General features: G+C 65.6%; 20 protein-coding genes and 1 tRNA gene. 10 read left to right on the top strand and 11 right to left on the bottom strand.

Going from position 1 to position 17,105, the window contains the following annotated elements; translation table 11 throughout:
- Positions 1–96: 96 nt before the first annotated feature.
- Together Q8M85_RS07570 and Q8M85_RS07565 are read right to left on the bottom strand one after the other, a co-directional pair.
- The gene (locus tag Q8M85_RS07570; protein ID WP_305542400.1) at positions 97–900 is read right to left on the bottom strand and encodes a class I SAM-dependent methyltransferase; all 804 of its coding nucleotides are present in this window, start codon (positions 898–900) and stop codon (positions 97–99) included.
- 76 nt (positions 901–976) lie between these two features.
- Positions 977–2,758: an ABC transporter transmembrane domain-containing protein gene (locus Q8M85_RS07565; protein ID WP_305542397.1), complete on the bottom strand. Its 1,782-nt coding sequence runs from the start codon at positions 2,756–2,758 to the stop codon at positions 977–979.
- Between the two features lie 123 nt (positions 2,759–2,881).
- Here Q8M85_RS07565 and Q8M85_RS07560 point away from each other — a divergent pair, with 123 nt between their 5' ends.
- The 5 genes from Q8M85_RS07560 (at position 2,882) to Q8M85_RS07540 (ending at position 7,513) form a co-directional block, all read left to right on the top strand.
- Positions 2,882–3,709, top strand: coding sequence for an alpha/beta fold hydrolase (locus Q8M85_RS07560; protein WP_305542395.1), 828 nt, complete (start codon positions 2,882–2,884; stop codon positions 3,707–3,709).
- Positions 3,706–4,671, top strand: a complete 966-nt coding sequence (locus Q8M85_RS07555) for a threonine/serine dehydratase (protein WP_305542392.1) — start codon at positions 3,706–3,708, stop codon at positions 4,669–4,671. Before Q8M85_RS07560 ends, Q8M85_RS07555 begins: the two co-directional genes overlap by 4 nt.
- Complete coding sequence (locus tag Q8M85_RS07550) at positions 4,668–5,447, top strand: alpha/beta fold hydrolase (RefSeq protein ID WP_305542389.1); 780 nt, start codon at positions 4,668–4,670, stop codon at positions 5,445–5,447. Before Q8M85_RS07555 ends, Q8M85_RS07550 begins: the two co-directional genes overlap by 4 nt.
- Entirely contained in the window at positions 5,440–6,141 is a 702-nt protein-coding gene (locus Q8M85_RS07545; protein WP_305542386.1) for an alpha/beta fold hydrolase, read from the top strand. The genes Q8M85_RS07550 and Q8M85_RS07545 overlap by 8 nt, the downstream gene beginning before the upstream one ends.
- A gap of 133 nt (positions 6,142–6,274) precedes the next feature.
- Positions 6,275–7,513, top strand: a complete 1,239-nt coding sequence (locus Q8M85_RS07540; RefSeq protein ID WP_305542383.1) for a mandelate racemase/muconate lactonizing enzyme family protein — start codon at positions 6,275–6,277, stop codon at positions 7,511–7,513.
- 67 nt (positions 7,514–7,580) lie between these two features.
- Here Q8M85_RS07540 and Q8M85_RS07535 read toward each other — a convergent pair.
- Together Q8M85_RS07535 and Q8M85_RS07530 are read right to left on the bottom strand one after the other, a co-directional pair.
- A tRNA-Arg gene (locus Q8M85_RS07535) sits at positions 7,581–7,657 on the bottom strand.
- A gap of 31 nt (positions 7,658–7,688) precedes the next feature.
- Entirely contained in the window at positions 7,689–8,153 is a 465-nt protein-coding gene (locus tag Q8M85_RS07530; RefSeq protein ID WP_305542380.1) for a GNAT family N-acetyltransferase, read from the bottom strand.
- Positions 8,154–8,288: 135 nt separating this feature from the next.
- On the opposite strand from Q8M85_RS07530, the gene Q8M85_RS07525 reads away from it, so the two are divergent.
- Entirely contained in the window at positions 8,289–9,485 is a 1,197-nt protein-coding gene (locus Q8M85_RS07525) for a hypothetical protein (protein ID WP_305542377.1), read from the top strand.
- Between the two features lie 3 nt (positions 9,486–9,488).
- On the opposite strand, the gene Q8M85_RS07520 is transcribed toward Q8M85_RS07525, so the two are convergent.
- The gene (locus Q8M85_RS07520) at positions 9,489–9,800 is read right to left on the bottom strand and encodes an ETC complex I subunit (RefSeq protein ID WP_305542374.1); all 312 of its coding nucleotides are present in this window, start codon (positions 9,798–9,800) and stop codon (positions 9,489–9,491) included.
- Positions 9,801–10,007: 207 nt separating this feature from the next.
- Positions 10,008–10,862, bottom strand: a complete 855-nt coding sequence (locus Q8M85_RS07515; RefSeq protein WP_305542371.1) for a bifunctional 2-polyprenyl-6-hydroxyphenol methylase/3-demethylubiquinol 3-O-methyltransferase UbiG — start codon at positions 10,860–10,862, stop codon at positions 10,008–10,010.
- Positions 10,863–11,000: 138 nt separating this feature from the next.
- On the opposite strand from Q8M85_RS07515, the gene uvrB reads away from it, so the two are divergent.
- The gene (gene uvrB / locus Q8M85_RS07510; protein WP_305542368.1) at positions 11,001–13,184 is read left to right on the top strand and encodes an excinuclease ABC subunit UvrB; all 2,184 of its coding nucleotides are present in this window, start codon (positions 11,001–11,003) and stop codon (positions 13,182–13,184) included.
- Positions 13,185–13,222: 38 nt separating this feature from the next.
- Here uvrB and Q8M85_RS07505 read toward each other — a convergent pair whose 3' ends face one another.
- From Q8M85_RS07505 to Q8M85_RS07495, 3 genes are all read right to left on the bottom strand, one after another.
- On the bottom strand, positions 13,223–13,729 hold the full coding sequence (locus Q8M85_RS07505; RefSeq protein ID WP_305542365.1) for a transposase: 507 nt from the start codon (positions 13,727–13,729) through the stop codon (positions 13,223–13,225).
- Positions 13,730–13,790: 61 nt separating this feature from the next.
- Entirely contained in the window at positions 13,791–13,925 is a 135-nt protein-coding gene (locus Q8M85_RS07500) for a hypothetical protein (RefSeq protein WP_305542363.1), read from the bottom strand.
- 3 nt (positions 13,926–13,928) lie between these two features.
- Entirely contained in the window at positions 13,929–14,075 is a 147-nt protein-coding gene (locus Q8M85_RS07495) for a hypothetical protein (RefSeq protein WP_305542361.1), read from the bottom strand.
- Between the two features lie 116 nt (positions 14,076–14,191).
- Here Q8M85_RS07495 and Q8M85_RS07490 point away from each other — a divergent pair, with 116 nt between their 5' ends.
- Together Q8M85_RS07490 and Q8M85_RS07485 are read left to right on the top strand one after the other, a co-directional pair.
- Positions 14,192–14,932, top strand: coding sequence for a DUF72 domain-containing protein (locus Q8M85_RS07490; protein ID WP_305542358.1), 741 nt, complete (start codon positions 14,192–14,194; stop codon positions 14,930–14,932).
- A gap of 37 nt (positions 14,933–14,969) precedes the next feature.
- Positions 14,970–15,392 (top strand): hypothetical protein, encoded by a 423-nt coding sequence (locus Q8M85_RS07485; protein ID WP_305542355.1) that lies wholly within the window; start codon positions 14,970–14,972, stop codon positions 15,390–15,392.
- 4 nt (positions 15,393–15,396) lie between these two features.
- Here Q8M85_RS07485 and Q8M85_RS07480 read toward each other — a convergent pair whose 3' ends face one another.
- Positions 15,397–15,714 (bottom strand): antibiotic biosynthesis monooxygenase, encoded by a 318-nt coding sequence (locus tag Q8M85_RS07480; RefSeq protein ID WP_305542353.1) that lies wholly within the window; start codon positions 15,712–15,714, stop codon positions 15,397–15,399.
- A gap of 52 nt (positions 15,715–15,766) precedes the next feature.
- On the opposite strand from Q8M85_RS07480, the gene Q8M85_RS07475 reads away from it, so the two are divergent.
- Positions 15,767–15,955, top strand: coding sequence for a hypothetical protein (locus tag Q8M85_RS07475; protein ID WP_305542350.1), 189 nt, complete (start codon positions 15,767–15,769; stop codon positions 15,953–15,955).
- A gap of 12 nt (positions 15,956–15,967) precedes the next feature.
- Here Q8M85_RS07475 and Q8M85_RS07470 read toward each other — a convergent pair whose 3' ends face one another.
- Entirely contained in the window at positions 15,968–17,104 is a 1,137-nt protein-coding gene (locus Q8M85_RS07470) for a primosomal protein N' (replication factor Y) - superfamily II helicase (RefSeq protein WP_305542348.1), read from the bottom strand.
- Position 17,105 lies beyond the last annotated feature (1 nt).

Genomic DNA, 17,105 nt, shown 5'->3' with positions numbered 1-17,105 from the left:
GATGCCCGCTTATCGCGCAGGCTTGGGACGAACATGGGGATCGAAAACGCATTTGTGAAGTCAGTTTGTCCCGACCCCTGCCGCCGGGACGTGACGTCAGGTTCGGGCCTGAAGGGCCCAGGCGCGAAGCGGCAACGTGATCGCGCCATCCGAGCCAGGGGTAAGGTCCGCAGCCAGCCGCTGCCGCAAGCGGTCGCGGATGTCCTCCGGCAGGGTGGCACAATAGCCTGGCGCGGGGCCAGCCCCCAGCGTGAAGGGCCGCCAGAAGTCTGCGAAGTCCGGGAACCTTGCCTCGTCCGTGATGGCCGTGACCGTTATGTCCCTGAAGCCCGCTGCACTGACCATCTCGGTCAGGCCCTCGGGCGTGCAGAATGGAAAGCGCCCGGTTTCGGTCAGGTCGGCTGCGCCCGGGTCAAGTGCGACGGCCGCCGTCCAGAAGGCCCGGATGAACCCGACACCGCCGCCCGGATAATCCCAGACGTAGACGGCCAGCCTGCCCCCTGGACGCAGGACCCGGTGCATCTCGGCCAGCGCCCGCGCCCGGTCCGGGATGAAGTTCAGGACCAGCCCCGCCGTCAGGATGTCTGCGCTGGCGTCGGCAAGGGGCAGCGCCTGCGCGTCGCCCGCAACGAAGCTGGCGCGCGGATCGGCGATGGCTGCCCGCGCGGTGGTCAGAAAGGCCGCCGAAGGCTCGACCGCAGTCAGGCGCGCAGGCGCGGCCCGGCTCAGGATCGCCGACGACAATGCGCCGGTGCCGCAGCCAACCTCGACCCAGTCCTGGCCGGGCCTTGCTGCGACAAGGTCGAGGAACCGATCGGCGATCCGGCGGCTCCAGCGACCCATGTAAAGCTCATAGCTGTTGCCCGAAGACCAGGCGTCGTGTCGGGCAGTGTCCACCATGACCAGCCCCCCGCTAGCGAAGACCCGAAGGATACGCGCGAATCGGCCAGGGACCGAGAGAAAACCCCAGGTCCGCCTAGACCCGGCCGTCGGTGAACTGAAGTCGGGCAAGCCGGGCGTAAAGGCCATCCTCGGCGACCAGCTGGTCATGCGTGCCAAGCGCCACGATCCGGCCCTGGTCGAACACGACAATCCGATCGGCACGCTTCACCGTCGCCAGCCGGTGCGCCACGACCAGCGTCGTCCGCCCCTCGGCGAGCTTTTCCACCGCTGCCTGCACCAGCCTTTCGCTTTCGGCATCCAGTGCGCTGGTGGCTTCGTCCAGCAGCAGGATCGGGGCGTCGCGCAGGATCGCCCGGGCAATGGCCACCCGCTGCTTCTGCCCGCCCGACAGCATCACGCCCCGTTCGCCAAGATAGCTGTCGTAGCCCTGCGGCAGGGTGGTCAGGAAGTCATGCGCGGCTGCGGCGCGGGCGGCGGCTTCGACTTCGGCGTCGGTGGCATCCAGACGGCCGAAGCGGATGTTCTCGCGCGCCGAGGTGGCGAAGATCACCGGGTCCTGCGGCACCAGAGCGATGGCTTGACGAAAATCGGCGCGCGCCATGTCGGGCAGGGCGATCCCGTCCAGGGTGATGCGTCCCGACTGCGGGTCATAGAAGCGCATCAGCAGTTGCAGGATCGTGGTCTTGCCAGCGCCCGAAGGGCCGACCAAGGCGACCGTCTCTCCCGGTTTCACATGCAGGCTGACCCCGTTCAGCGCCGAAGCCTCGGGCCGGGCCGGATAGCGGAAGGTCACGTCCTCGAAGGCGATCTCACCGCGCACCGGGCGGGGGAGGGCGATGGGACGCACCGGGTCCTGCACCGAATCTTCGGTGCCCAGCAGTTCCACGAGCCGTTCGGTCGCGCCGGCGGCCCGTTGTAACTCGCCCCAGATTTCCGACAGCGCCCCCACCGAACCCGCGACCATCACCGCATAGATCACGAACTGGATCAGCGCGCCGACCGACATCTGGTCCGCCCGCACGTCCCGCGCCCCGACCCACAGGACGCCCACAATCCCGGCGAAGGTCAGGAAGATCACGATCACCGTCATCACTGCCCGCGTCTTGATCCGCGTCTTGGCCGAGGCGAAACTTTTCTCGGTCACCTCGGCGAACTGGCCGCGCGTCGCACCCTCATGGGTGAAGGCCTGCACCGTCTGAACCGAGGACAGTGCCTCGGATGCCGACCCCGACGAGGCGGCGATCCAGTCCTGGTTCTCGCGCGACAGCGCCCGCAAGCGGCGGCCCAGGACCACGATCGGCACGATGATCGCGGGCACGATCAGCAGCACCAGCCCGGTCAGCTTGGCCGAGGTCAGGAACAAAAGCACCAACCCGCCCAGCAGAATCAACACGTTGCGTAGCGCGACCGAGACCGACGAGCCGATCACCGACAGGATCAGCGTGGTGTCTGTGGTGATGCGGCTGAGCACCTCGCCAGTCAGGATACGCTCGAAGAAGGCGGGCGACATGCCCAGCACCCGGTCGAACAGCGCGCGGCGGATGTCGGCCACCACGCGTTCGCCCAGCCGGGTCACAAGGTAATAGCGCAGGCCCGTCCCAACCGCGAGCAGGGCCGCGATGATCAGGGCCGCACCGAAATACTGGTCCAGAAGGGCGGCATTGGCATCGTTGAACCCGTCCACGACCCTGCGGACGGCCAAGGGCAGGATCAGGCTGACCGAGGCGGTCAGGATCAGCGCCATCAGCGCCAGCCCAAGCAGGCCCCGATAGGGCCAGAGGAACGGCACCAGCCCCCGCAGCGCGCCCACCTGTTTCGACTTTGGCCGATCCTCAACCGCTGATGTGTCTGCCATCCGACCTGCCTCACCACTACCGGGCATGGGTTTAGTCTGCCGGGGACGCAGGGACAAGCGCCGCGGGCCAAAGGCCGCAGACAGCCCCTTCCGCCGGCCCGCGCCGCGTGCCACCTTGAGGGGATGACCCAGATCTCCCGTTTTCGCGCCCCGGACGGCGCCTGGCTTGCCTACCGTGACGACGGCGCGGGCCTGCCGCTTCTGTGCCTGCCAGGACTGACCCGCAGCATGGCCGACTTCGACTACCTGGCACCGCATCTGCCGCCGCTGCGGCTGATCCGAATGGACTACCGCGGTCGCGGCGCCAGCGACTGGACCGGACCTGCCACCTACACGGTCGAGCAGGAGGGGCGCGATGCCCTGACTTTGCTCGACCATCTCGGCGTCGGCAGGGCTGCAATCCTTGGCACCTCGCGCGGGGGGCTGATCGGCATGGTGCTTGGTGCGGTGGCGCGGGACCGGGTGCTGGGCCTTTGCCTCAACGATGTGGGGCCCGAGATTGCCCGCGACGGGCTGACCCGCATCTTCGACTACGTCGGCCGCAACCCGGCTGGCCGCACCATCGAGGGCTATGCAGAGCGGCTGTCCCGCACCCCCGGTTTCCAGGGCGTGCCGATGTCGCGCTGGCTGGACGAGGCCCGGACGCTTGCCGTCGAGACGCCCGAGGGTCTGCGCATTCCCTACGACCCCGCCCTGCGCGACGCGTTCCTGGCCGCGTTCGACGGCCCGCTCGTCGACCTCTGGCCGCTGTTCGACGCCTTGGCCGGTCTGCCCCTGGCGCTGATCCGGGGCGCGAACTCGGACCTTCTCGCTCCCGAGACCGTGGCAAAGATGCACGCCCGCCGCCCCGACATGGGCTTTGCTGAAGTCCCCGGCCGCGCCCACATCCCCTTCCTGGACGAGCCCGAATCCGTGGCGCTGATCCTGGATTTCCTGAAGAGGCTGGCATGAACCCGGCAATGATCGAAGCCGCCGCCGTGCGAATGGCAGGCCATGTGCGCCAGACTCCGCTTCTGAACGCGCCGCTTCTGGACCGGATGGCCGGTCGAAGGGTTTTCGTCAAGGCCGAATGTCTGCAGGTGACGGGCAGCTTCAAGGCGCGCGGCGGCTGGTCCGCCGTCTCGGCCCTGTCACCCGATGCCCGGGCGCGCGGGGTGATCGCCTTCTCCTCCGGCAATCATGCGCAGGGCGTGGCCTATGCCGCCGCCGCCCACGGCGCGCCTTGCGTGATCCTGATGCCCTCGGACGCGCCCGCCGTAAAGATCTCCAACACCCGCGCCTATGGGGCCGAGGTGGTGCTTTACGACCGTGCCACCGAAGACCGTGATGCCATCGGCGCGCGGCTGTCGGAAGCGCGGGGCCTGACGCTGGTCAAGCCTTACGACGACCCGCAGGTCATCGCCGGGCAGGGGACCGTGGGACTGGAGCTTGCCCGTCAGGCCGCCGAGGTCGGCATCACCCATGCCCCCGTCTTTGTCTGCTGCGGCGGGGGCGGGCTCGCCTCTGGCATCGCCCTTGCGCTTCAGGCGCAAGCCCAAGGCCTTCAGGTCCGCACCGCCGAGCCGGAAGGCTTCGACGACATGGCCCGCTCGCTGGCATCTGGAACGCGGCAAAGAAACCCGGCCCTTAGCGGCTCGATCTGCGACGCGATCCTGACGCCCGTGCCGGGTGAATTGACCTTCCCGATCCTTACCCGCCTTGCCGGGCCAGGCGCGGTGGTCAGCGACGCGCACGCCCTGCGGGCGATGGTTCTGGCCTTCACTCACCTGCGCATTGTGCTGGAACCGGGCGGCGCGGTTGCGCTTGCCGCAGCGATTTTCGGCGAAGGCTTGCCTGACACGGTCATCGCCGTCGCCACCGGCGGCAACGTCGACCCCGTAACCTTCGCCACAGCGCTGGATCATTCTGCGTGACGCTGGTCTGGCTGGAGGACCTGCGGCTGAATGTTGGCCTCTCCGGCCCGGAGGGTGCGTCGCCAGTGGTGCTGATCCACGGACTGGGGTTGGACCTGCGGGTCTGGGATGCCCTGCGTCCTGCTATGCTGCGCCACCGAGTCCTCCGCCTGGACTTGCGCGGGCACGGATCCTCTGACGCGCCGCCCCCTCCCTATGGCATGGGCAGCCTGATCCGCGACGTTGAACGGCTGATGACCCATTTCGCGCTGAGGGATGCAGTCGTGGTCGGCCTGGGCGAGGGCGGACTTGTCGCGCAAGGGTTGGCGGTCAAGCGGCTGGACCTGGTGCGCGCCCTGGTGCTGACCGGCAGTGCGACGCGTTTCGGGAACCCCACGCTCTGGCAGGCCAGGCTGGCCCGCCTTGCCGAGCAGGGGCCTGACCTTGATGCGGAAACTGCAGCCCTTCTTGGCCCGCGCTGGCGGACCTCTCCAGCGCTGGACGCGGTCCGGGTCATGCTGTCCTGCACCCGCAGCGAGGGCTGGCAGGGCGTTGCCGCCGCCACCGCCACGGCGGATTTCTACCAGACCACCGCCACGCTGCGCCTGCCGACGCTGGTCCTCGCCGGGTCAGAGGATCGCAAATGCCCCGCCGACATGCAGCGCGAACTGGCGGATCTGGTCGCAGGCTCTAGCTTCCACATCCTGCGTGGCGGCAGCCATCTGCCGATGCTGACCCACCCCGAGGCCTTTGCCGAGGCGCTGACCACTTTCATGACCCGGATTGCCCATGCCTGAGCTGCTTCTGATCCACGGCACCTGCCACGGCGCCTGGTGCTTCGACCGCCTGCTGCCCGAACTGACGCAGCGCGGCATCCCCGCCCGCGCCATCGACCTGCCCGGCAGGGATGGCCGTCCTACGACCCTGGACGATTACGCTCAGACCATCCTGGCCGCCGCCGCACCGAATGCGATCCTCGTCGGCCATTCCGCTGGCGGCTATGCCATCACCGCAGCGGCCGAGGTCGCGCCCGACCGCTTCCGCGGCCTGATCTACCTTTGCGCCTATCTGCCCGCCGTCGGCCAAAGCCTTGCCGACATGCGCCGCGCCGGGCCGTCGCAACCGCTGATGCCTGCGATCCGCCTGGCCGGGGACAAGCAGAGTTTCACCATCGACCCTGCCCTTGCGCCCGCCGCTTTCTACCAGGATTGCCCGCCTGACCTGGCGAAATGGGCCACCGCGCGGTTGTGCCCGCAGCCGGTCACGCCGCAACAAACTCCGCTCTGGCCCAAACAGGCCGAAACCCTGCCGCGGCACTTTATCGTTTGCGAAACCGACCAGACCATCCCCCCGGACTACCAGCGCCAGATGGCCGCTCGCTTGCCGCAGGAGTGCCGCCACAGTCTGCCCTCTGGCCATTCGCCCTTCCTTGCCATGCCTGTCCAGTTGGCCGATCTGCTGGCGCGGCTGCGTCAGAGCATCCTGGAATAGCAGCTTTGCGTCAAACTCAGGTCGCTTTTCAACGACCGCGTTCAGCGATCCCTCACTAGCTTTCCCTGCACCAAGGTATCCTCGGGCGTTGGGCCTCACCCCACGCTCCTCGGCCAGACAAGGGGCGCGACGCATGAAACTCAAGGACCTCGAAATCTTCGTCGTCGCCCCGCCTTTCCCCGGCTGGGGCGGGCGCTACTGGATCTTCCCGAAGCTGACCACCGACACCGGTATCGTCGGCTACGGCGAATGTTACGCCTCGACCGTCGGTCCCAAGGCGATGCGCGCCGTCATCGAAGACGTGTTCGAGCGCCACATGCAGGGCGAGAACCCGGAAAACATCGAACTGATGTTCCGCCGTGCCTACTCCTCGGGCTTCACCCAGCGCCCGGACCCAACGGTGATGGGGGCCTTCTCGGGGCTGGAAATCGCCTGCTGGGACATCCTGGGCAAGGCGCGCAACCGGCCGGTCCACGCACTGCTGGGCGGCAAGATGAACGACCGCATCCGCAGCTACACCTACCTTTACCCCGAACCCGGCCAGGAATCGGCCGCGTTCTGGGTTGACCCCGACGCTGCCGCCGAAGCCGCCGTCCGCTTCATGAACCTTGGCTTCACCGCCGTCAAATTCGACCCCGCCGGTCCCTACACGATCCGCGGCGGGCATGAGCCCGCGATGTCCGACATCACCCGGAGCGTCGCCTTCTGCAAGGCGATCCGCGCCGCCGTGGGCGACCGCGTCGACCTTCTGTTCGGCACCCACGGCCAGTTCACCACCCCAGGCGCGATCCGCATGGGCCGCGAGTTGGAACCTTACAACCCGCTCTGGTACGAAGAGCCGATCCCGCCCGACAATCTCCTGGAATTCGCCGAGGTCGCAAAATCCGTCCGGGTCCCGTTGGCCACAGGTGAGCGGATGACGACGAAGGCCGAATTCGGCACCCTTCTTCGTGCCGGGGGCGTCAAGATCCTGCAACCCGCCTTGGGCCGGGTCGGCGGCATCTGGGAGGCCAAGAAGATCGCCGCAATGGCCGAAATCTTCAACGCCGAGATGGCGCCGCACCTTTACGCAGGCCCCGTGGAATGGGCGGCAAACGTCCATTTCGCCGCCTCGATCCCGAACCTTCTGATCGCCGAAACCATCGAAACCGGTGGGGCGTTCCACCAGAAACTGATCAAGAATTCGATCAAATGGGAAGACGGCTACATCATCCCGCCCGAAGCCCCGGGCCTTGGCATCGACTTCGACGAGGACGTTGCCCGCGCGCATCCCTTCACCGGAACGGGCCTGCACTTGCAGATGCAGGAAGCGCCCTGCGACTACCGCCACGGCAACCGCTTCGAGGGCGGTGCCCCGTCGACACCCACCTGACTGCCATCCGCGGCAGCGCCGTCCGAGGGGTTCGATGCCCCGAGGACGGCACTCTGTTCTGAAAAGATGGCGGGCCCAGAAGGACTCGAACCCTCAACCTCGGACTTAGAAGGTCCTTGCTCTATCCAGTTGAGCTATGAGCCCGCGCCCCCTGCTTTTGCGACACGGCAAAAGATCAGGCAAGCACCTTCGTCATGAAGACCGAGTTCGGGTCTGGCCCGTAACCCTCGAACGGGGCGCATTCGTCGAAGCCCGCCCGCGCATAAAGCGCCCGCGCCGCGACGAAGGTGGGCTGCACCCCGGTCTCCAGGCTCAGCCTGGAAAACCCGTCTGCCCGCGCAGTGGCGACCAGATGGTCAAGCATCGCCTTCGACAGCCCCCGCCCGCGCGCTTCGGTCAGGACATGCATCGATTTGATCTCGGCATGGGCAGCGTCTATCCGCTTGAACGCCCCCATCGCCAGGGCCTGCTCGCCGTCCCGCAGCACAAAAAACCGGATTCCCGGCGCAGCCAGCGCCGACTTGTCCATCATGTGAATCGACTCCGGCGGGGTATCTGCGTGCATGTCCGCGGTGTGTCGCTGGAACAGCAGCTCCAGATCCGGGGTCAGAGGGTGTTCTTCGGTGATCGTGATCGGCATCCTGGTTCCTCCGCGCCTTTCCTGCCCCGCAGCTGCCCGAGAGGCAAGCAAAACTCCGCTGTCCGGTTGGCGGCATGGTATTCCCCACTTCCAACGCTGGTCCGCTGTGCAACTCTGCCGAAAACGGAGGCCTGTATGCGTCCTTGTTTCTATGTCTTCCTGTTTGGCCTCCTGGGTACTTCGCTTGCTGCGGAAACGCGTCAGCACGGGAACCTGATCTTCGATCTCCCCAGGGGCTGGGTAAGCGGCGGAACACGTGACGGCATCCTGACTCTTCGGTCCGAGCTGCCGGGGGACGAGTGTGAGTTCTGCGCGATCCGTGTCACCCCGGGTACATTGACGGGTGGGCGGGTGGATACCTGGCTGAACCAGCAAACCAGGCGCTTCGTCGATCCCGACGAGACCGATCCGCCAAAGATCACGCAGATCGTGGCGCCCGAGGTCTTCAACCTGAAGGGTCGACCCGGCGCCATCCTGGGCCAGACCGTCGACGGCGATCTTCAGATCCTGTTCGCCGTGCAGCTTTTCGGCCGAATGGAACTGGTCGCCTTCACCGCGCCGGCCTCTGACCCCGAAGACATCCCTCCGGCCATGACCGTCTTCCAACGAGATGTCGTCCCCATGCTTGAAAGTGCGCGGTTCGTCTCGGAAGGGGCTGAACCGCTGATGCCGCCACCGGAGCCGGGCAACCTGAAGGGCGTCTGGTGGGGTACGTCAACGTGGTGGACGATAGGGATCGACGGGATGATGACCATGCAGATCGACCACCACTGGCTGACCTTCCATCCCGACGGCACCTTCTACGACGGCACCGCTCCGACCGGCACCGCGCCTTTCGCCCAGGCGGAGTTGTTGGCCCAGGGCGACATGGATTGGGGCAGTTACAGGTTGAAGGGCGACAGCCTCATGCTGCACTACGCCTCGGGCGAGGTCGAAAGCTATGAGGTCACCGACGACACGTTCCACAAGGGTGATCGCCGGATGGATCCCATCGACCTGCTGGCCGATGGCGCGAAAATCAACGGAGTTATTTCGACCATCTTCGCCTCTGGTTTCACGCCGGGACTCGGCATGTCGGGCGGCGTGACGCGAATGACCGACACCACCTATCGCCCCGATGGAACCTGGGTCTATGGTGCCTACGCCGGGGCCTCGGCCACGTTCGACAATGGCAGCGGGTTCGCGAGCGGCTCGGAGCACTCCGAATCCGGGCGCTATTTGGTGAAGCATGGTTTGGTGGTGCTTTCCGACGAAGAGGGCAGCTTTGTCCGGTCGGACTACATCTTCAAGGCCGGAGACACGATCTGGATCGGATCGGACATCCTGAAATAGCGGTCAGTGCGTCCAGGCACCCTTGCGGTCGGTGGCGAAATTCTCGCCATAGCCGCGGGCGCGGATGATCGGCTTGCGCGGCTTCGGCTCGACCAGGTCATACGCGATGCCATTCTCGGCCGCATAAGCTTCGGCAGCCTCGCGGGTTTCGAACTTCAGCCGCACTTGGCTCTGGGTGTCGCTGGATGAGGTCCAGCCCATCAACGGGTCCACCTCACGTTCGGAAGCCGGAGCAAACTCCAGCACCCACTGGTGGGTCTTGGCAGAGCCGGACTGCATGGCGGTCTTGGCGGGCTGGTAAATGCGGGCGCGCATGGGAATCCTCCGAACGTGTCCCGTATATCTCAATGCTTTGGGGAAAGCGCAAGCGTTTGAAAGGACTGTCGGCCGGCGTCTGGGAGTGTGGGGTGGGGTAGGGTCGACGCCGACCGACAGCTTCAGTTGCTGCTTGCCAGATCAGTCTTGCGCAAGTTGCGAGTCAAATCAACCTAAAGTTGTGCGCCTGAGGCAGAATCTTGCGGATCAATCCTGCCGCAGCCGGATGATCCGATAGCTGTTGTAACGCCGGAACGCTTCAGATGTGCGGCTGGCGCCGGTCAGGCGCTGCATCAGGTTCTCGCGCCGCTTTCGCGACAGGAAAAGACCGATGGCTTTGCCCAGTGCCCAGTGCGCGGTGGGCCGCTTGCCGCGAATCTCGTCCGAAATGCGTGTGACTCCATGCCCCAGGACGTGAAACAGCCGCTGCTCCAAGTCGATCGACGGGGCCACGGCTTCGGTGATCTCCTCCTCGGCATCGACCGTGAAGGCCGAACCGTCCACTGCGGCCCGGAACGCCGCCAGCGGATGACCGCCGCCGGGCTGCGGTCCGTGGACATGGCGTCCCTGATAGGCCTCGGTTCGAAAGCAGTCGGCGATCAGCACCTGGCCGCCGGGCACCAGAAGCTGCGCACATTTCGGCAAGCTTTCGGCAAGGGGAATATACTGGAAGCTTTCCGAAAACAGACACAGGTCAAAGGGACCCTGCCCCGGGAACGCCTCGAAGGTGCATTCGTGGACCGTGGCACCCTTCGCCGTCTCGCGGCAGCGCGCCGCAAGGAACGGGGAGGGGACGACGATCTCGACACGGTGACCAAGGGCCAGCAGTTTCTTCGCCGTCTCGCCGGCGCCCCCACCAATGTCCAGGATGCGCAGCGGGCCTTCAGGCAGGTAACCGAAAAGCTTCGCCGTATAGGCGTCCTGCGCCGCTCGCAGGTTGCCCGCCGTCACCTCCAGCCCGGACCAAAGCCCGTAGTGCAGGTTCTCGGCCCCGGTCAGCCAGCGGATGAACGCCAGCCCCACATCCAGCCCCACGGCCTGCGTGTCGATCTTGTCAGCCATCTGTCACCTCTGGCGGCGAGCCTTAGCCGCTTGGGCCACTTTCGGCAACGGTTTCGCCCGCTGGTGCCGGATCACCGCTTGAACTGGAACAAAAACGGATCAAATCTGTCTCTTCTCCGACTCCCCGAGAGGCGCGCAATGCCGCACAACAACTTCAACGCCCTGACCGAGCGGCCGGACGTGCTGACCAAGCCCAAGCTGGAAGGCGGGCGCCGCTTCATTCTGTCCACGCCCTTCCAGCCCGCCGGTGACCAGCCAACCGCGATCAAGGAACTGACGACCGGCGTACTGGCGGGCGACCGTGATCAGGTGCTGCTGGGCGCGACGGGGACCGGCAAGACCTTCACGATGGCCAAGGTGATCGAGGAGACCCAGCGCCCGGCGATCATCCTGGCTCCCAACAAGACGCTGGCGGCCCAACTCTACGGAGAATTCAAGGGCTTCTTCCCCGAGAACGCTGTCGAATACTTCGTCAGCTACTACGACTACTACCAGCCGGAAGCCTATGTCGCGCGGACCGACACCTATATCGAGAAGGAATCCCAGATCAACGAACAGATCGACCGGATGCGCCACTCGGCCACCCGGGCTCTGCTGGAACGCGACGACGTGATCATCGTGGCCTCCGTCTCTTGCATCTACGGTATCGGCAGCGTCGAGACCTATTCGGCGATGACGCAGGATCTGGTCGTGGGTCAGCTTTACGACCAGCGCAAGGTGATGGCGGAACTGGTGGCCCAGCAATACCGGCGCCTGGAAGCGGCCTTCCAGCGCGGAGCCTTTCGTGTGCGGGGAGATTCCCTGGAAATCTGGCCTGCCCACCTGGAAGACCGGGCCTGGCGGTTCAGCTTCTTCGGCGAGGAACTGGAATCGATCACCGAATTCGACCCGCTGACCGGCGCCAAGACCGACAGTTTCAAGCAGATCCGCATCTACGCCAACAGCCACTACGTCACCCCGCGTCCGACGCTGGCGCAGGCAACCAAGGGCATCAAGGACGAGTTGTTCCACCGCCTGAAGCAGCTGACCAGTGAGGGCAAGCTGCTGGAAGCGCAGCGCCTGGAGCAGCGCACGAACTTCGACCTCGAAATGCTTGAAGCCACGGGCAGTTGCGCCGGGATCGAGAACTATTCGCGCTACCTGACCGGCCGGGCGCCGGGGGAACCGCCGCCGACGCTGTTCGAATTCATCCCCGATAACGCCATTGTTTTCGCGGACGAATCCCACGTCTCGGTCCCGCAGATCGGCGGCATGTACAAGGGCGACTTCCGGCGCAAGATGACGCTGGCCGAGCACGGCTTCCGTCTGCCCAGTTGCATGGACAACCGCCCCCTGAAGTTCGAGGAATGGGACGCGATGCGCCCGCAATCCGTCTTCGTCTCGGCCACCCCCGCGGCGTGGGAGATGGAGCAGACCGGCGGCGTCTTCACCGAACAGGTCATCCGCCCGACCGGCCTGATCGACCCCCAAGTCGAAATCCGCCCGGTCGAGATGCAGGTCGACGACCTTCTCGACGAGATCCGCAAGGTGGCGGCCCGGGGCCTACGGACCCTGGCCACCGTCCTGACCAAGCGGATGGCCGAGGACCTGACCGATTACCTGCACGAACAGGGCATCCGGGTGCGCTACATGCACTCGGACATCGACACGATAGAACGCATTGAAATCCTTCGGGATTTACGCCTTGGGGCCTTTGATGTGCTGGTCGGGATCAACCTTTTGCGCGAAGGGCTCGATATTCCAGAATGTGGACTGGTTGCCATCCTGGACGCCGACAAGGAAGGTTTCCTGCGGTCCGAGACCTCGCTGATCCAGACCATTGGCCGGGCCGCGCGGAACTCGGAAGGTCGGGTGATCATGTATGCCGACCGGATGACAGGGTCGATGGAACGCGCCATCGGCGAGACCAACCGCCGCCGCGAAAAGCAGATCGCCTACAACGTCAAGCACGGGATCACACCCGAAACGATCCAGAAGAACGTCGAGGATGTTCTGTTCGGAACTTGGGTTGGCGATACCGACCAGGCGCGGATCACGACGAAGATAGACAAACCGATGGTCGGCAAGAACCTTGCCGCCCACCTCGACGCGCTGCGCCTGCAGATGCGCAAGGCGGCCGAGAACCTGGAGTTCGAGGAAGCCGCCCGCCTGCGCGACGAGGTCAAGCGGCTGGAGGCCGTGGAACTGGCCGTAGCTGATGATCCGTTTGCCCGGCAGGAGGTGATCGAAGAGGCGGTGGAAGAGGCGGTGAAGATGGCCGGACGGTCTACTGCAGGCCGGGCGGGCCAGCGCGGTGGAAAGCGGTCGCGACGAGGTCGGTAAGGCGCCGGGATGACTGGAGGGTGGGCGAATCACCCACCCTACGCCACCGCCTGTAGGGTGGGCGATTCGCCCACCTTCGCCCGCAGATCGCGGTGAATTGTGGAAAAGGGCCACTCCTCGGGTCGGGTGACCAGCCCATGCCGCACCGGGTCGGTCAGGCAGTAGGCGATGGCGCGACGCTCTTCTTCGGCATCGCGGAGCATGTGCTCCCAAAACCGCCTCTGCCAAAGTCCGGCTTCCCTCTTGCCCGCTATGCTGCGGGACTGCGTCCCGCGCAGCCCCGACGCATGTGTGAAACGTCCCTTTATCTTCTGCCAGCGGCGCGAGAAATCGGCATCCCCTGGCGGCAGGGTCCAGACGGCATGAATATGGTCAGGCAGGATCACCATCGCCTCGCAGCGGATGGGCTGCTCAGTCGTTGTCACCCGATACGCCTCGCGCAAGAGGTCGATGTGGTCGACCAGCGCGGCACCGCCGCGCTCTGCCAGGTTAACGGTAAAGAAATACGTCGCACCGGGAACGCGCAGGCGGCGATAGTTCGACATGGGGATTGCCTCTGAAGGTTTGGTCCAGGCGTAGGGTGGGCGATGTCGCCCACCCTGCGGGTCACTCGATAAGGACGAGATCTTCGTCCTCGTTGGCGCGGTGCAAGGTGCGGCAGGTGACCACCTCGCTTTCCCTGTCGTCCCAATAGCGCGGGTCGGCCAGCACGGCTGCGGGCAGGCGGTCCTTGTTGAACACCCATCACTTCGGGCGCTTGACGGTGATCTCGAACCGGTTCGACTGCAGCCGTGCGCCGGGCTTCAGGAACCCGTCCCGCAGGGCATCCGCCCGGTCCTGCAACTGCCGGATCTCGGCTTTCAGTCGCGCGAATTCGTCCACCGGGTCCATCGGCACCTCCGCTCTTTCCGGCAGTCTCGCCGCAAGGAATTTCGTCTCGGTTAACGCGTCAGGGAACAGGTCGCGCCCACCAGCGTTGACCCGGGAAACGCAGCGCAGGAGACCTCATGCCTCACCCCATCCGCACCGGAGTCGGCGGCTGGACCTTCGATCCCTGGCGCGGGACCTTCTTCCCGGACGATCTGCGCCAAGCCGACGAGTTGCGCTTTGCCGCCCGCGCGCTGACCGCGATCGAGGTCAACGGCACCTTCTACCGCACCCAGGTCCCCGCCACTTTCCGCAAGTGGGCACGCCATGCGCCCGAGAGTTTTGTCTTCACTTTGAAGGCCCCGCGCTATGTTTCGACCCGCCGGAAGCTCGCAGAGACGGGCGATCAGGTCCGTCGGTTCCTGGGGTCTGGGCTGGAGGAACTGGGGCCGAAGCTTGGCCCGATCAACTGGCAGCTTCCGCCGAACAGGGTTTTTGACTGCGCTGACTTGGCGGGGTTCCTGGATCTTCTGCCCGACAGCCTCAACGGACTGCCCCTGCGCCACGCCATCGAGGCCCGTCACGACAGCTTCCGATCCCCCGCCTTTGTGGCGCTCCTGTCCGACCGCAAGATCGCCATTGTCCGGGCGACGGACGGCCCCTATCCCGAAATCGACGCTCACACGGCGCCTTTCGCCTACCTCCGCCTGATGGGCACGCGTGAGGGCGAGCCTATGGGCTACCCGCAGGATGAGCTTGACCGCTGGCCTGGTCGCCTGCGCCGGATCGCCAAGGAGCGCGAGGTCTTCGCCTTTGTCATCTCGGGCCACAAGGTCGCGAATCCGGTCGCCGCGCAGGCCCTCTTGCAACGGCTGGCTTGACGCGGCACCGTTGCGGTCCATTTCCCCGACCATGCGCATGCTGATCGCCCTTGTTCTTCTTGCCGCCCCTGCCTCTGCCTGGGAGTTCACCGCGACTCCGGTCTGCACGATCACGCACGAGACGCCCGATCTCGCCCTACGCATCACCTTCGACCCTGCGCAACCGCAGCCCTATGCCATCGCTCTGACCCGGACGAGTCCCTGGGAAAAGACCGATAGCTTCGGCCTCCGCTTCGAGGGACCTGCAGCACTGACAATCGGCACCGGGAGGCACGAGCTTTCCGCCGACAAGATGACATTGACCGTCACGGACACGGGATTTGGCAATGTCCTGGACGGGCTGGCCTACAACGCCTTTGCCACGGCGCTGGCCGGTACGACCGAAGTTCCCTTCGATCTGACCGGCGCGCGCCCGGTTGTCGAGGCGTTCCGAGCCTGCGATGTTCTGCCTTCGGCCTGAGGCGTCAAAAGACCCCCGTCACCTCGTACATCACCGGCTCGAAGCCCCGGCAAAGCTCGTTGATCTTGCGGTTCCGCTCCCGCATCTCGGGGGTCCGCAGCATCGCCTGGTAGTCCTCGCGCCGCTGCCATTGGCTGTAGTTGCAGATCCGCGTCCGTGCGTCGTTCATGTGCAGACCTGCCGCGATGAAGCCGTGCTGGTGGCTGATGCAGTCGCGGTAGGCGGCCTCCAGTGCCTCGACAAGGTCGAAGGCCATTGCTGGCGTCGTCTCGAAGGTGGTGATGACGGTTTGTCCTTGGAAATCCTTGACAATCTGCGGCATGTCGGTCCTCCCTCTTTCGCGATCAGGATGCCACGAACGGGGATGAAGAACCATGAAGTTTCTCGATCCGAATGATCGCTTCTTCCGCCATGCCTGGGTGCGGTGGCTGACGGTTCTCATGCCCATCGGCTGGGGCTTGTTCGAGCTTCTCTACGTCGGCTCGCCGTTCTGGGGGATACTGTTCCTTGCCACCGGGGGCTATGCCGGATGGATGCTGTTCTTCCAGCGCGATAAGGGCTGAGCCGGAGGTTGATCAGTCCATCCACTCGGGCTGGTCAAGGCCCAGGGCCTGCGGGTCGGACAGATAGACCGCCCCCAGCGCGATGACGGCCACCAGCAGCACCGCAAAGGCAATCTTCCACACCGACCACGGGCGCTCGCCCTGCACCTCGCCGGTCTGGCCGTTCACCAGAAAACGGTAGCTTTTGCCGTTGTACTTGTAGGCCGCCATCCAGACCGGCAAGAGGATGTGCTTGAAGGTCTCGTCCGACCAGGCGGTGTCCACGTCATTGACCCGCTGCTCGTCGCCGCCAATGTCGCGGCGCACGTCCTGAAGGATCACAGCGGACATGCGCTGGCGTGCCTCGTCATGGCCGTCCGCCAGGCCAACCGTATAGCCCTCGGCCTGAAAGCCGGCCAGGTATTCAGGCCCATAGGGCACCAGCGCGCCCATGTCCCAGGGCGTCAACTCGTTGCCAAGTCGCGCGGGCAGGCTGCGCGAGGCCATGATCAGAACGTCATCGAAATCCCGCGCCACGCGGCCCGAAGCCGGATACCAGCGCGTGTGGCGGACCTGTTCCTGCCGGGTCTGCATCCGGCCGTTGACCCGGACCTGAACTGTCCGCGTCTCATAGTAATACTCGCCGCGCTGGCCCGTGTAGCGGCTGGCGGTATCGGCGTCGAACGTCCAGAACGGGACATAGACACCATTCATCGCGCGCCCCTTGCGGGCGTACTCCAGCAGCGTGTTCGGCGCGAACCACAGGCTGCCCATCCAGGCGGTCATCGCCTTGCGCGCCTCTCCCTCCGTCAGGACGAAGGGGATCAGCGCCTGCGGCTTGATGTGGCGCGTTGTCCCGGTGTCCAGCACCACGGGCGTTGCACAGAACGGACATTCGGTCGCGTGGGTCGCGCCGGTGATTTCCACCTGCGCGCCGCAGTTCGGGCAGGATGTCGTCCGCACCTCGACCATGTCGCGGTCGGCAAGGTCGTCCTGCAATCCCTTTGCAAGATCAAGCTCCTGCAGCGCCCGCGCCTTGGTCCGGGGAGCCTTTGCGGGGATGTCCTGCACATGTCCGCAGTGGTCGCAGACCAGCCGCGTCTGGCCCGGCGCGAAGCGCAGTTGCGCCCCGCATTGTTCGCAGGGCCAGCGATATTCGTCCTGCGGCATG

Origin of the sequence: Tabrizicola sp. (assembly GCF_030694085.1) — a bacterium.
Taxonomy (GTDB): domain Bacteria; phylum Pseudomonadota; class Alphaproteobacteria; order Rhodobacterales; family Rhodobacteraceae; genus Tabrizicola.
Note: the sequence above shows the minus strand (reverse complement) of the source record. Positions and strands in the feature narration are given on the sequence as shown.